An 18,509-nucleotide genomic window follows, 5' to 3' on the forward strand; every position below is an offset into this window, starting at 1 on the left:
AAATCAAATTACCTTTGGGATAGTATATTGAATAAATTTCGAGCAACTTCTCTCTTACTCATCTTATTTAAATCTACCTTTTTTCCATCCCTTGATAGTATTGTTACCCTGTTGTCATCTGAAGCAAATCCTGAATCAGATGCCGTTATATTATTGGCAACTATATAGTCAAGATTCTTTTTCTCGAGCTTCTTTGAAGCATTCTCCAAAAGATCATTGCTTTCAGCAGCAAATCCAACTAGAATTTGGTTTTTCTTTAATTTTCCAAGCTCCTTCAATATATCCACATCACTAATAAAATCTAATGAAAATTCATCTTCACTTTTCTTTATCTTCCTCTTTGAATAATTTTTTGCTTTATAATCGGATACTGCAGCAGCTTTTATTACTATATCTTGTCCTTGAAAATTATCAAGCACAGCCTTTAACATCTGTGCATTTGTCCTTACATTTATAAAATTAATTCCAAATGGAATACTTAGCTTTGTAGGTCCAGATATCAAAGTTACATCTGCACCTCTGTCCCTAGCCTCTTCAGCTATGGAATAACCCATTTTTCCTGAAGACCTATTTGTTATATATCTTACTGGGTCTATATCTGCTATAGTAGGACCTGCAGTTACAAGAACCTTTTTTCCACGTAAGTCCTTAATGCCATAAAGCATACTTTCAATCACCTGAGCTATAAAATCAGCATCTGGAAGTTTTCCTTCACCACTATCGCCACATGCCAATCTTCCCACAGCTGGCTTTATGAATTCATATCCAAATTTCATAAGTTTGTTTATATTATCCTGCAGAATTGGATTGGAATACATATTTGTATTCATGGCAGGGGCAAAAATTACAGGAGCCTTAGTTGCCATAATAGTTGTAGTTAGAAGATCATCTGCTACTCCATTTGAAACCTTTCCTATTATATTAGCCGTAGCAGGAACTATTGCTACCAAATCTGCTTTCTTTGCAAGAGAAATATGCTGTATTTCAAAAGCTCGTGGTTCTTCAAACATATCAGTGTGCACTATATTTTGACTTAAAGTCTGGAAAGTAAGGGGAGTAACAAATTTTGCAGCAGACTTTGTCATTATTACATCTATATCAAAATCCTTTTTTTTCAACTTACTTATAACATCCAGTGCTTTATAAGCTGCTATTCCACCAGTTACCCCTATGACAACTGTTTTCTTGCCATTTACCATTATTTAATTCCCTCTTTTACAGTTTCATAGGTAATCAAATCTTGATCTATTTCATTAATAGCTATAGTAACTGGTTTAGTTGAATCCACATCTACAAGTGGTTCCGAATCCTGGATTAGTTGTCTTGCCCTTTTAGCTGTTATAGTAACTAAAGTATACCTATTATCTACCTTTTTAAGTAAATCCACAATAGATGGATTTATCATTGAATTATTCATATAAAATACCCTCCTTAGAATTTAATATTTCATCTTTAATTCTGTCTACTCTACATTTTTCAGCTGTAATTATGCTCTCTATATTTTCCACTGCATTGTCTACAGTATCATTTATAACTGCATAATTATATTTTGAAACATAATTTATTTCCTTATAAGCTGACTTAAATCTTAGATTCAAGGACTCAGGTGTTTCACTTCCCCTACCTACAATCCTATTTTTAAGTTCCTTCATTGAAGGTGGAAGTATAAATATAAACACTCCTTCTGGATAGCTTTCTTTTACCTTTAAGGCTCCCTGAATATCAATTTCAAGCACTACATCTTTTCCTTCATCTATGGCTTTCAAAACTTGAGACTTAGGTGTACCATAATAGTTTTCATAAACTTTGGCATACTCTAGAAAATCCTTATTTTTTATTTTATCCTTAAAAGTCTCCTCAGTCAAAAAATAATAATTTACTCCATCTACCTCCCCTTTTCTTGGAGACCTAGTAGTAGCTGAAGTAGAAATCCAAAAATCATTTTTTTTCAGTAATGCCTTGCAAACTGTACCTTTCCCAGTTCCAGAAGGTCCTGATATGACAATTAGCAATCCTTTTCTTGACATTATTCCTCAACCTCACCAATATCATCTTCACCATCTTTGGAAGACAATCTATGTGCTACAGTTTCAGGTTGAACTGCTGAAAGTATCACATGATCACTATCTGTTATTATAACAGCTCTTGTTCTTCTTCCATAAGTAGCATCTATAAGCATTCCTCTATCTCTTGCTTCCTGAATTATTCTCTTTATGGGAGCGGATTCTGGACTTACTATAGCCACCAATCTATTTGCTGAAACAATATTTCCAAATCCTATGTTTATTAATTTTATACCCATACATTTCCTCCTATCTTACTCCACGTTTTGTATTTGCTCTCTTATTTTTTCTATTTCGTTTTTTATATTCAATGTAACTTTAGTTATATCCAAATTTGTTGATTTAGAAGCAATTGTATTTGCCTCTCTATTCATTTCCTGTAATATAAAATCAAGTTTTCTTCCTACAGGTTCCTTCAATGTTAAGGTTTCTTTAAATTGTACTATATGGCTATTTAACCTTACAATTTCTTCATCAATACAAGATTTATCTGCAAATAGTGCTATTTCCATTGCAACTCTATTCTCATCTACTGGATATTTATCCAGCAAATCCTTCAACCTTTCTGAAAGCTTTTCTTTATATTCCTTTACTACTTGAAAAGATTTATTTTCTATAGTATTTAGTAAAGTTTGAATAGAACTGCATTTTTCAAGTATATTTTTTTCTAGTTTCTCCCCTTCTTTTTCTCTCATACCCACTAGCATTTGTAATGCATCATTAAAAGCACTTAATAAATACTTCCATATATTTTCAAGATCAGCATCGTCTTTTTTTACAGTTATAATTTCTGGAAATTTAGCAATAAGTGAAAGAGATATATTGTCTTTTATATTGTATTTTTCCTTAATAACATTTAAACATTCTACATAGCTATTAGCTAAACCTTCATTTAATACAGCCTTTGTAGACTGATCTTCAAAATTCATTTGAGTTATAAAAACATCTACTTTACCTCTGTTTATTTTTTGCTGAACAATTTTTCTCATTCTGTCTTCCAGAGGCATAAGACTTTTTGGCATTTTAATATTTAAATCACAGTATCTATGATTTACACTTTTTATTTCCACTATAAAACTTTGTTTTTCACTTTCTATAGTGCCTCTTCCAAAACCAGTCATACTTTTAATCATTATAATTTCATCCTTCCATGAAGCCTCATCAATCCACATTTTATTATACATACATATTAATAGCAATTTCAAGAAAAATTTACGAGTACTTTAATTTCAATTGATCTATCATAAACCTAAGTTTAAAAGCAAGATTTAAAATGATTATACCATAAAATATCTCCAACAAACAAACCTGGAAGAATGTTCAATAAAATTTATTTTGAGCTATATATATCATTTTAAATTATACTCAAAAATTTAGGACTCTAGACAATATCAAAATCATCTAAAACCCTAAATTTTAAAAGCACAGATGTTAAAATTTACGCCATTATAGATACTTTTAAGTAAAGTAAACCCCATGATGAAACATTAAAGTAAAATGCATATTAATCCGCCGTTACCTTCATTTATGATTTTTTGAAGTGTTTTTTGTATTTTAATTTGAATATCTTCTGGCATTTTATAAAGCTTGTTTTGTAATCCCTCTTTCACTAATATCTCTAGAGATTTTCCAAACATATTGCTCTGCCATATTTTAGATGGGTCGCTTTCAAATTGCTCCAAAAGAGATTTAACCATCTCTTCGCTTTCTCTTTCTGTACCCATAATAGGAGAAATCTCGGTTTCAATATCTGCTCTAATAAAGTGGAGTGAAGGTGCACTTGCCTTTAATTTTACTCCAAATCTATTTCCCTGCTTTACAATTTCAGGCTCTTCTAATTTCATTTCAGAAAGTTGTGGAGCAACTAGTCCATAACCTGTTTCCTTTACTTCCTTTAATGCACCTGCTATCTTATCATACTCCACTTTTGCACTGTGCATTTCTTTTACTATGTTTAATAAGTCACTTTCACCTTCGATTTTTTTCTCACAGACCTCACTTAATATTTTATAATAAAGGTCTTTTCTAGGTGTTAAATCAATTCTGGCAGTACCTTCTCCCATATTTATTTCTTTTACCATAGATTCTCCAATAAATTCTACATCTTTAAAACTTTCTAGTGACTTTGTTATATCTCTAACCTTGTATATATTACTACACATATCTTTTACTAGGCCTATAAAATCTAACTTCAACCAATGTGACGGATCCATTTTTTCTATCCATTCCGGCATATCAATATTTATCTCTTTAATAGGGAATTCTTTAAGTACTCTTTGAAATACATTTGTTATGTCGTCCTCTTTCATATTAAGTACATCCATAGTTTGGACAGGCACATCATATTTACCTTCTAACTCTTTTTTCAAGGCTACCGTATCAGGATCAAAAGGATGCTGAGAATTTAACACCATTATAAATGGTTTATTGATGGATTTTAGTTCATTAACCACTCTTTCCTCTGCTTCAACGTAATCTCCTCTCTCTATATCCGTTATAGAACCATCTGTAGTAACCAAAAGTCCTATGGTAGAATGTTCGTTTATTACTTTTTTTGTTCCTATTTCAGCTGCTTCTTCAAAAGGAATTTCATAGTCATACCATGGAGTAGTAACCATTTTAGCCTCTTCACCTTCCATATATCCAGCTGCACTTTTAACTATATACCCAACACAATCTACCATTCTAACTTTAAATTTAGTTCCTTCGTTTAAATTTATCTCTATAGCCTCATTTGGTACAAATTTAGGTTCTGTAGTGTGAATAGATTTTCCTGAGGAGCTTTGTGGAAGCTCATCTTTAGCTCTCTGTTTTTTATAGGAATTGTCTATGTTAGGAAGAACCATTATTTCCATAAATCTCTTTATAAAAGTTGATTTTCCAGTTCTTACAGGTCCCACAACACCTACATATATATCCCCCTGAGTTCTGTCTGCAATATCTTTGTATATATCAAAATTTTCCAAAATATACCCTCCAATAATCTAATATTATCAGTATATATATATTTTTATAGGGCATATTTTATTACTAATATTATTGATTAATGCACTTCATCCTTTTTTGCTCTGGTCATAAGCTCATATACGGTATACTTAGGCTCTTTTCCTTGAAACAATATACTGTAAAGTGCCTCCGTTATAGGCATCTGCACATTTAATTTTTCTTTTAATTCATAAAAAGCTCTGCAAGCTTTTATACCTTCTACTACCATTCCTACTTCTTCTACTGCTTTATTTACAGGAATTCCCTGTCCTATAAGTATACCTGCCCTTCGATTTCTACTATGAACACTTGTGCAAGTAACTATAAGATCACCTATACCTGTAAGTCCCGAGAAGGTTTCCCTTCTGCCTCCTAATTTTTCACCAATCCTTACTATCTCAGCAATTCCCCTAGTCATGAGAGCTGCCTTTGAATTATCGCCATAACCTATACCATCTGAAATTCCACAGGCAAGTGCAATTACATTTTTAACTGCTCCCCCAATTTCCACTCCTATAATGTCTTCATTTGTATATATCCTAAACTTATTTGTCATAAACAAATCTTGAATTTTTTTCGCATATTCCATATTTTCTGAAGATACAGCTACTGTAGTTGGTATATCTCTAGCAACTTCTTCCGCATGGCTTGGTCCTGAAAGTACCACTACCTTATTTAAAGGTAATTCTTCCTGTATAACTTTAGAAAGCCTCTTTCCACTTTTTTCTTCTATACCTTTAGCTATGTTTACAATTATTTGATCTTCCCTTATAAAGTTTTTAAAATTTATCAAAACCTCTCTTACTGCCTGGGATGGCACTGACAACACCAAGACTTCTCCTTTTTCAATTACATCCTTTGCATCATTAGATGCCTTTACATCTTGTGGAATAACTACGCCGTGCAAATACCTTATATTTTCTTTCTTTACATTTATATCTTCAACTATACTTTCATTTCTATCCCACAAGTTTACCTTTACACCTTTTTTTGCAAGTATAACTGAGAGGGCCGTTCCAAAACTTCCCCCTCCCAAAAAAGATACAGATGAATACACAATTATTCCTTCCTTTCCCTAAACTCTAACTTTATCCCTGTTCCCGTAAAGTCGAAGTTATCTCTCAATTGATTTTCGATATACCTTCTATAAGAAAAATGAACACAGCTAGGGTCATTTACGAAAAATACAAAAGTAGGAGGTTTATTTCCTATTTGAGTTACATAGTAAATTTTTAATCTCTTACCCAATATAACAGGAGGTTCTTTCATCATAACTGCTTTACTTATTATGTCATTTAACACTCCTGTTTTTATCTTCTTACAATAATTATCATAACATTCTTTTATAAGTTGTAAAACCTTATTTACTCTCTGTCCTGTTTTTGCAGATATAAATAAATAAGGAGCATATGGCATAAAAGAAAGACTTGTTCCTATTTCCGTCTTATATTTGTTAACTGTTTTTGTATCCTTATCTATTAAGTCCCATTTGTTAATTATAACCATAATAGATTTACTTAATTCATGAGCATAGCCTATTATCTTTTCATCCTGCTCACTTATACTGTGAACTGCATCCAATATAAGCACACACACATCTGCCCTCTCTATTGCAGTGTAAGTTCTTATTACACTATATCTCTCTATTTCCTCTTTAACCTTACTCTTTTTTCTAAGACCTGCAGTATCTATAAGTAAAAGCTTACCATAGTCCGTTTCCAGGTAACTATCTATAGCATCCCTTGTGGTTCCAGGAATATCACTTACAATAACTCTTTCTTCCCCTAATAATTTATTTATAAGAGATGATTTTCCTACATTTGGCTTTCCTATAAAAGCTATTTTTATATACTCACTGTCTATATCATCATCTTCATCATCTTTAAAGTTTTCCACTACTTTATCCAGCATATCTCCAAGTCCTAATGCCTGTGATGCAGATATAGCCATAGGTTCTCCTATACCTAAGTTATAAAATTCGTAAACATAATCATTTTGATTTATATTATCTATTTTATTCACAACAAGTACAACCGGTTTTTTACTTTTTCTAAGCATTTGGGCTACTTCTCTATCTGCTGCAGTAACTCCTTCTTTTCCATCTACTATAAATATTATTGTATCTGCAGTTTCTACTGCTACCTGAGCCTGCCTTCTCATTTGAGAAATTATTACATCAGTGCTTTCAGGTTCAATTCCACCTGTATCAATTATGGTAAAATTGTATTTTAACCATTCTGCTTCAGCATACACCCTGTCTCTTGTAACTCCAGGTGTATCTTCCACTATAGATATTCTCTTTCCTGCTAATTTGTTAAATAACGTAGACTTACCTACATTAGGCCTTCCTACTATAGCAACTATTGGTTTTCCCATTAGTTATTCCACCTCACTGTTTTCATTTATAATCTGTATTAAATCATTTCCTGTATAATCACATACCAGTATGTTTCTACTTAAAGTTTTTTCTAATTCATCTAAAGTTATATCATCTAAAAACACCCTTTTATCTGAATTTGAAAGTTCATATCCTTTTCTAAGCATACATTCTGGTATTACTATGTTTTTTCCTAATGTCTTATATTCTAATTGTTCCATTATATCTCTTGCCGTAATAAGCCCAGACACAGTTATAGTATGGCCAAAAAAATTATTTATTATTTTTTTTACATCAATTATTATATCTGGACTGTTTTCCATTATTTTTTCTGCTGCATCTTTTATTTCATTATAGGCTAACTCCCCAGTTAAAAATGTAAACGACCCTCGTGCACCTTTATTTAAACTTTTAAGATGACTTGAGATATTATCCCTAAAAAGTCTTACCATGCCCACACCATCTTCCAACTGGCTGTAATTTTCATAAAAATCAGAGTTTGGAATCTCAGTTTCAGAAACAAGATAAAATTCATCAGATAATCTTACAAAAGGAACTCCTATTTCTTCTATATATTTACGCTGCAATTCTTCTGCAATCTTTAATTGGTTAGATGCAGAATTTTTATCGTATCTAGATAATTTAAAAAGGTTCTGCCTGTACTTTGTAATTCCCACAGGAACTACTGCCGCATTTGTGACTCCAGGATATAATCTATACAAATCCTCTACAGTTCTTTTAAATTCTGCTCCATCATTTATACCCGGACATAATACTATCTGACAATTTATTTTTATACCATTTTGGGTAAGTCTTTTTAATAATGTATATATATTGCCAGCAAATTTGTTATTTATCATTTTAATTCTAAGATCTGGATTAGTAGTATGTACAGATACATTTATAGGACTTATCCTATATTTAATTATTCTATCTATGTCCTCATCATTCATATTAGTAAGTGTCACAAAGTTTCCTTGAAGGAATGCCAATCTTGAGTCATCATCTTTAAAATAAAGGGTATCTCTCATTCCTTTTGGCATCTGATCTATAAAACAAAATATGCATTTATTATGGCAACTTTTAGGTTTATCAATAATAGGTTCCTCAAATTCCAATCCCAGTTCTTCATCATATTCCTTTTCTATCTCTAAATCCCACACTTCTCCACTTTGCTTTTCTATTTCAACTTTAATATACTCATCGCTTATCAAAAATTTATAATCTATAATATCCTTGACTTTCTCTCCATTAATAGATAAAAGACAATCTCCCTTTTCTATTCCCATTTCCTCAGCAATGCTTTCAAATTTAATTGCTTTTATTTTATTTCCCATTTATACAACTCCCGAATAAAATTTATGATATGACACTTTTAATCTATTGGGTTACAATATTGAACTCTAGATACTTTAACATACATTTAGAATATAACCTAATATGCATATTTAGTCAATTATTAAACTTTTTAAATAAAAAATCTCCCTAAATTAATAGAAGAGATTTTGTTAAAATTATAGTAAATTTATTAAAAACAATATAATTCCTGAAATAACAGCACAACTTGGTATGGTAAATACCCAGGTTATAACTATATCTTTAACTACAGACCACCTAACTGCTGAAAGTCTTTTAGCTGAACCAACTCCCATTATAGCTGAATTTATTATATGAGTTGTGCTAACAGGTGCCTGAAACATAGTAGCCGTTAGTATTACCGCAGAAGACCCCATTTCCGCTGCAAAACCATTTACAGGCACTATTTTAGCCATTTTAGAACCCATGGTTTTAATTATCCTTTTTCCTCCCATTGCAGTTCCACATGCCATAGCAAGTGCACAGGTTATTTTTACCCATGTAGGTACTGAAAATTCTTTTATAAACCCAGCACTTACAAGAGTCATAGTTATAACCCCCATAGTTTTTTGAGCATCATTTTCACCATGATTTAAAGCTAAAAACATGGTAGAAAAGATTTCAGCTTTTGAAAATATCTTTGTTACAGTAGAAGGCCTCGTATTTACTAGAAATGCTTTTATTATATTCATAATAATAAATCCCACTATAAATCCTATTACTGGCGACAATATGAGCCACAAAATAACTTTCCAAAAAAGAGTTGACCAATTGACAATTAGAAATGTACCCTTATATATAATTGCTGATCCTACTATTCCTCCTACAAGGGCATGGGAAGAACTACTAGGTATTCCGAAATACCAAGTTATTAAGTTCCATATTATAGCTCCAATGAGGGCTGCTATAATTACTTCCTGAGTTATGTTATTAGGATCAACTATACCTTTTCCCACAGTTTCCGCGACTGAAACGCTTAAAAAAGCACCTGCAAAATTTAAAACTGCAGAAATTACAACAGCCTGCCTTAAAGATAAAGACCTTGTAGATACAGCACAGGCTATAGCATTAGCACTATCATGAAAACCATTAATAACATCAAATATAACTGCAATTACAACTATTAAAATAGTTATTACTAAAGTACTAGGCATTTTTCATTACTACTCCTTCAATAACATTAGCTAAATCCTCACAAGCATCTAAAGTATCCTCAAGATATTGATATATTTCTCTCCATTTTATAACATCTATAACTTCTATGTCTTTTCTAAATATATCACCAATAGCTTTTCTTGAAACTACATCTCCCTCTTCTTCTATCCTATTTACTTCTATTATTTTCTTTGATAACTGTTTACTTGTCTTCATATTTTTTAATTCTTCCATTATAATGATAAGTTCCTTGCAACACTGAACTATCATTTTGCTTAATGAAATAGCATCTTCCGTGCATTCATTTACATTAAACATAACAAATCTACTAGCTGTAGATTCCATATAATCAATAATATTATCCATGTCGTTTGCTATTGCATATATATCTTCCCTATCAATTGGGGTAATAAATGTCTTATTTAGCTGTTCCAATATCTCATGCTGTTTTTTATCTCCTTCATGTTCCACCTCTTTTAATTTTTTTAAATTTTCTTCTGAATTTTCCAAGTTATTTAAAAAATCTAACAACAATTTTGCTTCTGTATAGGCAATATTTGCAGTTTGCACAAAGAACTCATAGAATTTGTCTTCTTTTGGAGTAAAAGCAAACATTATATCCCTCCCTATTATTGAAAATATATATTTTCGACCTTATAAAGTATAACATATAATTAACTAAAATTAAATACAAAATTAACCTCTATATTATATGCGAATATACGATTAATATGCTAACTAAATGCATGAACTATACCATTTTAATATATTACATGACATTAAAAATTAAAAATAATTAAAAATTCTACAAGAATTTACTGATAGCTTAATTTACACCAAAGGCTAATATTTTGCAAAATAAATGCACCTAGTTTCCTAAGTGCACTGCTAAATATATTTATTCATTTAAATCTTTTTGTTCTCCTGTAACTAAATATATGGCCTCTTCACATATATTAGTTACGTGATCTGCTATTCTTTCTAAATATTTGCATACAAATAACAATTGGGCAAATTGATTTATCTTGCTTTTATCTTTATTCATCAATTCCAGCATTTCTTTAAATACACTTTTATATAATTTATCTACCTCATCATCCATTTTGCAAACTTCATACGCTTCTTCCACGTTTCTGTCCACATAAGCATCTAATGCCCTCTTTATCATCTTATTTATTATCTCAGCCATTTGAGGTATATATATAAGCTTTCTTTCATACTTTTCACTTTCCAGTCTCAATGTAACTTTCGCTATGTCTACAGCATGATCAGCTATTCTTTCCAGGTCAGTTACTAATTTAGATGTAGTAAATATTATCCTCAAATCCGTAGCAATAGGTTGTTCTCTTGCTGTCAATCTTATACACTTATTTTCTATTTCTTTCTGCAAATCATCTACTAAATCGTCATTTTTTATAGTTTGTTTTGCAATCTTTACATCTTGATTAACTAAAGCTTCTATACATTGATGAATTTGCTTTTCAACTACACTTCCCATCCTAAGTACATCATTATGCATTTCCGATAATTCATAATCAAATTTACTTCTCGGCACAATATCACCTCTCTTAAATATAATATATACTTTTATTTTAAAATTATAGTTTAGCCAAATCTTCCTGTAATATAATCCTCTGTTCTTTTATCTTTAGGTTTATAAAAAATATTTTCTGTTTTTTGTGCTTCTATAACTTCTCCATTTAGGAAAAAAGCAGTATAATCTGATATTCTACCAGCTTGTTGCATATTATGCGTAACTATTATTATAGTATATTTTTTCTTTAATACATCCATTAATTCTTCTATTTTTAATGTAGATATAGGATCTAATGCAGAAGTAGGTTCATCCATAAGAAGCACCTCTGGTTCTACTGCAAGAGTTCTTGCTATACACAATCTTTGCTGCTGACCACCAGAAAGCCCTAGTGCACTTTTATTTAACCTATCTTTAATTTCATCCCAAATGGCTGCCCCTTTTAAACTATTTTCAACTAATTCATCCAATTTACTTTTGTCCTTTATACCATGTATTCTAGGTCCATATGATACATTGTCATATATTGACATAGGAAATGGATTAGGGCTTTGAAATACCATTCCAACTCTTTTTCTCAAATCTATTACATCATAATCCTTATATATGTCCTTGTCTTCAAAAAACACTTTTCCCTCTATCTTGACTGAATCTATTAAGTCATTCATTCTATTTAAAGTTCTCAAAAACGTAGATTTTCCACATCCGGAAGGTCCTATTAATGCTGTAACAGAGTTTTTTTCTACATTCAAACTTACTTTTTTAAGAGCCTGAGTAGACCCATAATACAAATCAAGATCTTTAGTATATATTATATCCATCAACTTTCCTCCTTATTTTTTACCAGTATAGGATTCATATATCTTTCTTCCAAGTACTCTGGCTAAAAAATTAAACAATAATACCATAATTACCAAAACTGCAGAAGCCTTATTAGCTATTTGTGCCGCATCTGGTACCATTCCCTCAGAATTTAACTTCCATATATATACTGCTATGGTTTCTGCAGGTCTCATTAAGCTAAAAGCAGAACCATTGTCAATCAAACTTACATAGGAAAAATTTAATTTAGGTGCACTCATTCCTGCTGTATATAGAAGTGCTGCTGCCTCTCCAAATATTCTTCCTGCTGCAAGTATTATACCTGTCAATATTTGTGGTATTGCCGAAGGAAGAACTACTTTTGATATAGTCTGCCATCTAGTTGCCCCAAGTCCAAGACTAGCTTCTTTTACAGGAATTGATGCTATCCTTACAGCATTTTCACTTACCCTAGTTAAAGCTGGCAAATTCAATATAGATATGGCTAGTGCCCCTGATAATAGCGTAAATCCCCAACCGGTCATATTTACAAATATGAGGAGCCCAAACAATCCTACTACAATAGAAGGCAAAGAAGACATGGTTTCTATGCACAATCTTATCATATTTAAAAGCTTTCCTTCTCTAGCATACTCTGCTAAGTATATTCCCCCTCCTATGCCAAAGGGAACACTTATAATAAGTGCAACTATTAACATGTAAAAGGAATTAAAAAGCTGAGGTCCTATACCTCCTCCTGCTTCTCCAAATTTTGCACTTCCAAATAAAAACGATGGTTTAAAAAATCCTATGCCCTTAAACAATATATATCCTATCAAAGCTACCAAAAGAGCTACTATAAAAACAGTTACTGCATAAAAGACTCCAGTCCAAATTTTATCTTTAACTTTAGCATCCATTATTTCATTTCACTCCTTTTTTCAATAGCTCTTATTATTATAATAAATATAAAAGAAATTATTAAAAGAAATAGTGCTAGAGACCATAATGCGTCATTCCATGCAGTTCCAGATACCGTATTTCCCATATCCATAGTCAAAACGCTGGTGAGTGTGGATGTAGGACTCAATAAACTTTTAGGGAATTTCACTGTATTTCCTATTACCATTTGCACTGCAAGAGCTTCTCCAAAAGCTCTTGCAAGACCTAATACTACTCCAGTCAATATACCGCTTTTAGCAGATGGAATTATCACTCTGCTTATAGTCTGCCATCTAGTGGCACCAAGTCCATAAGATGCTTCCATATAATTTTTAGGAATAGTTTTTACAGCATCTGCAGATATGCTTGCTATAGTAGGTAAAATCATTATACTTAAAACCAATATACCTGCAATTAAGCTAAAACCAATTCCTCCAAAACCTCTCTTCAAAAATGGAAGAAGCACACTAAATCCTACCCACCCATATACAACTGAAGGTATACCTACAAATAATTCTAGAGAAGGTTGTAATATCTTAGAACCTACCTTAGGAGATATATAATGCATAAATACAGCAAGTGCTATACCTATAGGTGCACTTATTATAACTGCTCCTACAGAAACAAGTATAGATCCTACGAAAAATATAGCTGCCCCAAGTTTTGGATTGCTGCTGTCAGGAGCCCAATTAGAAGTAAATAAAAATTCAGTTATAGGATATCTCCATTTTATAAATGTATTTATGCCTTTTGAAGCTATAAAAATTATTATGCTAAGCGTAAGAACTATAATAATTAGTCCACAAAGTGTGGCAAATCCTCTTCCTATATACTCATTTTTCAGTTTATTCCAAAATAACTTTTTTTCCATATTCACCGACCTCAAATTTATATTTTTAATGGCTGACTGCTTTTGCAGCCAGCCATTAAAATTTTCCAAATTATTTTTCATTCATATCACTCATTGGTATATATCCAAGTTTTTTTATAGTATCTTTATTTTCATTGCTAAGTACGTAATCTATATATGTTTTTGCCAGTCCTTTTGCTTCTCCCTTTGTATACATATGCTCAAAGGACCAGAAGGGATACTTTTTAGAAGTTATATTGTTTGTTGAAGCTTCAACACCTTCTATTTTTAAAGTTTTAACATTATTTTTTGCTGATCCTGTTAAATAGGAAAGGGCTAAATAGCTTATGGAACCTTGAGTAGTCTTGATTGAATTTTCTACATTTCCATTAGAATCTTGAGTTGTTCCAAGTCCTTCCTTTTCATCTTTTCCGCCCATTACAGTATCTTTAAATGTAGCCCTTGTACCAGATGACTTGGTTCTATTTATTACATTTATCTTAATGTCATCTCCACCTACATCCTTCCAATTAGTAATTTCTCCTGTAAATATTTTTTGTATTTGATCTTTTGTTAGAGAATCTACTTTAACACTAGGATTTACTACTACTGCAAATCCTATTGCACATACTTTATGATCTACTAACTGCTTTGCCTTATCTGCATCTAATTTTGATTCTGCTGTTACATCAGAATTTCCTATATCAGCCGTACCTTGAAGTGCTAGATTTAATCCTGTACCACTTCCTCCACCTTGAACATTAATAGTTGCCTTTGTATTTTTTTCAGAAAATGTCTTTCCAATTTGATCTGCTAAAGGCTGAAGTGCAGTGGATCCTGCTAATGTTATAGCTCCTGATACTTCCTGTTTAGATCCTTCTGATGTACTTCCTGAACTATTTTGATTTTTGCTTCCACCGCATCCAACAAATGCTCCTGCAACTACGGTAATAGTTATCGCTGCTACAAGAGCTCTTAAGCCTTTTTTCTTCATAATATTAGACCTCCTTAAAATTTGATCCCTAACAATGTGTTTTTATGAAATACTTAATTACTACAATGTTTATAATATCCCTCAAAGGTTACTCCTTTATTACATTCATGTTAATTAAAATTAACATCCATACTTATTTTTTAAGTACAGATGTTAATTCATTGCTTAACTATATATTTTCATTTTTACTATTAGCATCTAGAGGGATTTTAACTGTAAATTTACTCCCCTTTCCAACTTCACTTTGGAGGTCTATAGTTCCACTAAGTCCTATAACTATGTGTTTTACTATAGCAAGTCCTAGTCCTATTCCACCCTGGCTTCTGGATCTAGCTTTATCCACTCTATAAAATCTTTCAAAAAGCCTATTTTGATGTTCTTCTGAAATTCCTACACCGTTGTCCTCTACCCATAGAACGCAATTATTGCCTTGAAGCATTGTTCCAACTTTTATCGTGCCACCATCATTGGTATATTTTATTGAATTGTCCATGAGGTTTATTACCATTTGCTTAAATCTATCTGCATCAGCCCATATGCTAGGTACTTTATCTCCTATTTTTTCTATCTTAATATTCTTTTTATCTGCTGCAGTTTTCATCATATAACATACATCTTTTATTATGTCATCTATTTTTACTTTTCCTAAGTTATCTATACTATTGCTTTCTATATGAGAAAGAGTTAATATGTCATTTATTAACCTGGTAAGCCTGTCTGCTTCATCGTTTATTATATTTAAAAATCTATTTTTATTTTCAGCATCATCTACATACTTTAAAGTTTCTGCAAATCCTTTTATGGAAGTAAGTGGAGTTTTTAATTCATGAGAAACATTAGCTACAAATTGAGACCTCATATTTTCCAACTTTTTTATATCCGTTATATCTTGAATTACTGCCACTTTACCTATTTTTTTACTGCTATTTATAATATAGGCTGTTTTTATCCTTAATTCTCTCTCTCTTGGCCATAGTATTTTGATTTCTCTGTAGTCATCCTCCATACTTTTAAATATATCTTCTAGTTCAAAATCCCTTATATTATCTATCAAACTTTCACCCATTATATCTTTTTTTATACCAAATATCTTTTTTGCATAGGGATTTATCATTATAATATTGTACTTAATATCAACAGCTATTACACCACTGTCCATACTTTTAAGTATTGCCTCTAGTTTGTTTTGCTTATCTAGAGAATCCTTTAGGGTACTTTGAAGAGCATCTGCCATATAATTAAATGTATTTGCCAATTCCCCTATTTCATCTTTAGAATTAATTCTCACTCTCTTATCCAATTCTCCACTTGCTATACTAGCTGTAGTATACTGAAGCTTTTTTATAGGGCCTACTATGGACTTTGAAAGCTTTAAGGCAAATACTATAGAAACAAGTATGGAAAAAAGGGTTATAATTATATAATATTTAAAATAATTATCCTCAAATCCCTTAATTGTCTGCATGGTAAATGCACTTCTTACTACATATCCATCTTTAAATATAGTGGCAAAATAAAGTGTTTTTTTACCCGTAGTATCACTCACTCTTATATCATAACCAGTCCCACTTTTTCTTGCTTCTTGAATTTCCTTTCTGTGATTGTGATTATTCATATCCTTTTCTACTGCCACAGAATCACTTATTACTTTGCCATTCCTATCTATTAAAGTTTCTCTTATAAGTTTATTTTCAAATTGCTTTTTAAAAAAACTTCCCCTGTTATCTATCTTTTCATTTTTCAGTACATTTATTATAATCTGGTTATTCACTTTTAAAGTTTGTTTCATGTTCTCAATGTATTCATGATTTTCAATTACTATAAATAATATAGTTGTTATAACCATATTAAATATAAGAGTACAAAGCATGGAAACCGTTAATCTTTTTTTCATTTTTATCACCAACTACTCTTCTGAGTTAAATCTGTAACCAATACCACGAATAGTTTCAATATACTTAGGTTTGTTGTCAAAGTCCTCTATTTTTTGTCTTAAATGCCTTATGTGAACATCCACTGTTCTAGTTTCTCCAACGTATTCATATCCCCATATTTTATCTAGCAGAAAATCTCTAGTCATTACTCTTCCCCTATTTTTTATAAGCATTTTTAAGAGCTCAAATTCTTTTAATGTTAATTCTACCTTTTCTCCATTTTTAATCACTTCATGTTTATCAAAATCTATGCTTACCTGTCCAAATACATAGCATTTATCTACAGGTTTTACTGCAGTTCTCCTGAGTACAGCTTTAACCCTAGCAACCAATTCCCTTATAGAAAAAGGCTTTGTCATGTAATCATCTGCTCCGAGTTCTAGTCCTAGCACCTTGTCAAATTCCTCTCCTCTTGCAGTTATCATTATTACAGGAATAAAAGATATGGAATTGTCCTTTCTTATTTCTTTACATACATCATATCCATCCATTCCAGGCAGCATTACATCCAGTAAAATTAACTGAGGCATCTCTTCCCTTACAATTTTCAGTGCATCTATTCCATTTCCTGCCACAATGGCCTTATATCCATTTTTCTCAAGATTAAATTTAATAAGTTCACAAATATGTTCTTCATCATCTACTATCAATATCTTTTCTTGTAACATAATAGTCCCCCATTTTTATTTTAGATAAATAAATGAAAACATTCTTCCATAGTCTTTATTTTTTCTATAAGAATGCATTTCATATTCAGTATTACAATAAGTACATATATCTAAATATTTTATATTTTCACTTTCTATATCTCTGTCCTGGAGTTGATACAATATACATTTTTTTAGATCAAGATTTCTATCTCTAAATACATCCTTAAATCTATAAAAATCAGAGTTTTTAAATTTGTCCATTACTTCTTCCCCAACTTCATAACAGCAGCCGTGAATATGTGGCCCTACACATACTATTATGTCTTTAGATTTACTTTTGAAATCCCTTTCAAGTTTTTCAATGGTTTTAGAAAGAATACAAGCTAAAGTACCTTTCCATCCACTGTGAACTGCTGCTATAATCTTATTTTTTTTATCATATAAAAGTATTGGAATACAATCAGCATTAAAAACCCCTACAGCTGTGTTATGCTCATTTGTAATTATTCCATCTGCATCCTCTTCATCTTTGCCCGTATAAACTACACTCTGGCACCCATGAACTTGATTCAAATATCCCACAGTTTTTAAATTAAACCATCTTTTTAAATTTTTAATATTTTCCTTTCCAGCATCTGTGGATTTATTAAAGCTTAAATCATTTTTAGCTGTTGAAAATATTGCTTCTGCACCTGGCAAATCTATTTTTATAAATTCATAACCTTCTACTGTAACTTTCTCCATATTAATCCTCCATCTAGAATTTATTTCAAAATCAAAAATATATTTAGAATTATCTTAAATATATTTTAACATTGTTTTTTTAATTGATGGGACTATAAATATCTTTTAACTTTAATTTAACATA

19 protein-coding genes are annotated in these 18,509 nt (G+C 31.3%); all 19 read right to left on the reverse strand.

Annotated elements, in window-relative coordinates; genetic code table 11:
• Positions 1-8: 8 nt before the first annotated feature.
• Positions 9-1,199, reverse strand: a complete 1,191-nt coding sequence (coaBC, locus tag CLRAG_RS05530; protein WP_065077480.1) for a bifunctional phosphopantothenoylcysteine decarboxylase/phosphopantothenate--cysteine ligase CoaBC — start codon at positions 1,197-1,199, stop codon at positions 9-11.
• Positions 1,199-1,417 (reverse strand): DNA-directed RNA polymerase subunit omega, encoded by a 219-nt coding sequence (gene rpoZ / locus CLRAG_RS05535; RefSeq protein ID WP_013237918.1) that lies wholly within the window; start codon positions 1,415-1,417, stop codon positions 1,199-1,201. Before rpoZ ends, coaBC begins: the two co-directional genes overlap by 1 nt.
• Positions 1,410-2,027 (reverse strand): guanylate kinase, encoded by a 618-nt coding sequence (gmk, locus tag CLRAG_RS05540; RefSeq protein ID WP_065077481.1) that lies wholly within the window; start codon positions 2,025-2,027, stop codon positions 1,410-1,412. Before gmk ends, rpoZ begins: the two co-directional genes overlap by 8 nt.
• Positions 2,027-2,302 (reverse strand): extracellular matrix/biofilm regulator RemA, encoded by a 276-nt coding sequence (gene remA / locus CLRAG_RS05545; RefSeq protein ID WP_013237916.1) that lies wholly within the window; start codon positions 2,300-2,302, stop codon positions 2,027-2,029. Before remA ends, gmk begins: the two co-directional genes overlap by 1 nt.
• A gap of 15 nt (positions 2,303-2,317) precedes the next feature.
• Entirely contained in the window at positions 2,318-3,196 is an 879-nt protein-coding gene (locus CLRAG_RS05550; RefSeq protein WP_065077482.1) for a YicC/YloC family endoribonuclease, read from the reverse strand.
• Between the two features lie 354 nt (positions 3,197-3,550).
• Positions 3,551-5,029 (reverse strand): stage IV sporulation protein A, encoded by a 1,479-nt coding sequence (spoIVA, locus tag CLRAG_RS05555; RefSeq protein WP_065077483.1) that lies wholly within the window; start codon positions 5,027-5,029, stop codon positions 3,551-3,553.
• A gap of 77 nt (positions 5,030-5,106) precedes the next feature.
• The gene (locus CLRAG_RS05560; protein ID WP_065077484.1) at positions 5,107-6,105 is read right to left on the reverse strand and encodes an NAD(P)H-dependent glycerol-3-phosphate dehydrogenase; all 999 of its coding nucleotides are present in this window, start codon (positions 6,103-6,105) and stop codon (positions 5,107-5,109) included.
• A 2-nt stretch (positions 6,106-6,107) separates the two neighbouring features.
• Positions 6,108-7,424 (reverse strand): ribosome biogenesis GTPase Der, encoded by a 1,317-nt coding sequence (gene der, locus CLRAG_RS05565; RefSeq protein ID WP_065077485.1) that lies wholly within the window; start codon positions 7,422-7,424, stop codon positions 6,108-6,110.
• A 3-nt stretch (positions 7,425-7,427) separates the two neighbouring features.
• Positions 7,428-8,762, reverse strand: a complete 1,335-nt coding sequence (locus tag CLRAG_RS05570; protein WP_065077486.1) for a DUF512 domain-containing protein — start codon at positions 8,760-8,762, stop codon at positions 7,428-7,430.
• A 177-nt stretch (positions 8,763-8,939) separates the two neighbouring features.
• The gene (locus CLRAG_RS05575) at positions 8,940-9,935 is read right to left on the reverse strand and encodes an inorganic phosphate transporter (protein ID WP_065077487.1); all 996 of its coding nucleotides are present in this window, start codon (positions 9,933-9,935) and stop codon (positions 8,940-8,942) included.
• A complete protein-coding gene (locus tag CLRAG_RS05580) occupies positions 9,928-10,551 on the reverse strand; it encodes a DUF47 domain-containing protein (RefSeq protein ID WP_065077488.1) in 624 nt (207 codons plus the stop codon). The genes CLRAG_RS05575 and CLRAG_RS05580 overlap by 8 nt, the downstream gene beginning before the upstream one ends.
• A gap of 283 nt (positions 10,552-10,834) precedes the next feature.
• Entirely contained in the window at positions 10,835-11,491 is a 657-nt protein-coding gene (phoU, locus tag CLRAG_RS05585; RefSeq protein ID WP_065077489.1) for a phosphate signaling complex protein PhoU, read from the reverse strand.
• A gap of 50 nt (positions 11,492-11,541) precedes the next feature.
• On the reverse strand, positions 11,542-12,291 hold the full coding sequence (pstB, locus tag CLRAG_RS05590; protein WP_065077490.1) for a phosphate ABC transporter ATP-binding protein PstB: 750 nt from the start codon (positions 12,289-12,291) through the stop codon (positions 11,542-11,544).
• Between the two features lie 12 nt (positions 12,292-12,303).
• Positions 12,304-13,191: a phosphate ABC transporter permease PstA gene (pstA, locus tag CLRAG_RS05595; protein WP_065077491.1), complete on the reverse strand. Its 888-nt coding sequence runs from the start codon at positions 13,189-13,191 to the stop codon at positions 12,304-12,306.
• Positions 13,191-14,084 (reverse strand): phosphate ABC transporter permease subunit PstC, encoded by an 894-nt coding sequence (pstC, locus tag CLRAG_RS05600; protein ID WP_065077717.1) that lies wholly within the window; start codon positions 14,082-14,084, stop codon positions 13,191-13,193. The genes pstA and pstC overlap by 1 nt, the downstream gene beginning before the upstream one ends.
• Before the next feature lie 70 nt (positions 14,085-14,154).
• The gene (locus tag CLRAG_RS05605; RefSeq protein ID WP_065077492.1) at positions 14,155-15,057 is read right to left on the reverse strand and encodes a phosphate ABC transporter substrate-binding protein; all 903 of its coding nucleotides are present in this window, start codon (positions 15,055-15,057) and stop codon (positions 14,155-14,157) included.
• A gap of 169 nt (positions 15,058-15,226) precedes the next feature.
• Positions 15,227-16,951 carry a two-component system histidine kinase PnpS gene (pnpS, locus tag CLRAG_RS05610; RefSeq protein WP_065077718.1) on the reverse strand — a complete coding sequence of 575 codons (1,725 nt, stop codon included), beginning with the start codon at positions 16,949-16,951 and terminating at the stop codon, positions 15,227-15,229.
• Positions 16,952-16,963: 12 nt separating this feature from the next.
• On the reverse strand, positions 16,964-17,659 hold the full coding sequence (locus tag CLRAG_RS05615; RefSeq protein ID WP_065077493.1) for a response regulator transcription factor: 696 nt from the start codon (positions 17,657-17,659) through the stop codon (positions 16,964-16,966).
• Between the two features lie 15 nt (positions 17,660-17,674).
• Positions 17,675-18,385 carry a peptidoglycan editing factor PgeF gene (gene pgeF / locus CLRAG_RS05620; protein ID WP_065077494.1) on the reverse strand — a complete coding sequence of 237 codons (711 nt, stop codon included), beginning with the start codon at positions 18,383-18,385 and terminating at the stop codon, positions 17,675-17,677.
• Positions 18,386-18,509 lie beyond the last annotated feature (124 nt).

Origin of the sequence: Clostridium ragsdalei P11, from assembly GCF_001675165.1 — a bacterium.
GTDB classification, from domain to species: Bacteria; Bacillota; Clostridia; order Clostridiales; family Clostridiaceae; genus Clostridium_B; species Clostridium_B ragsdalei.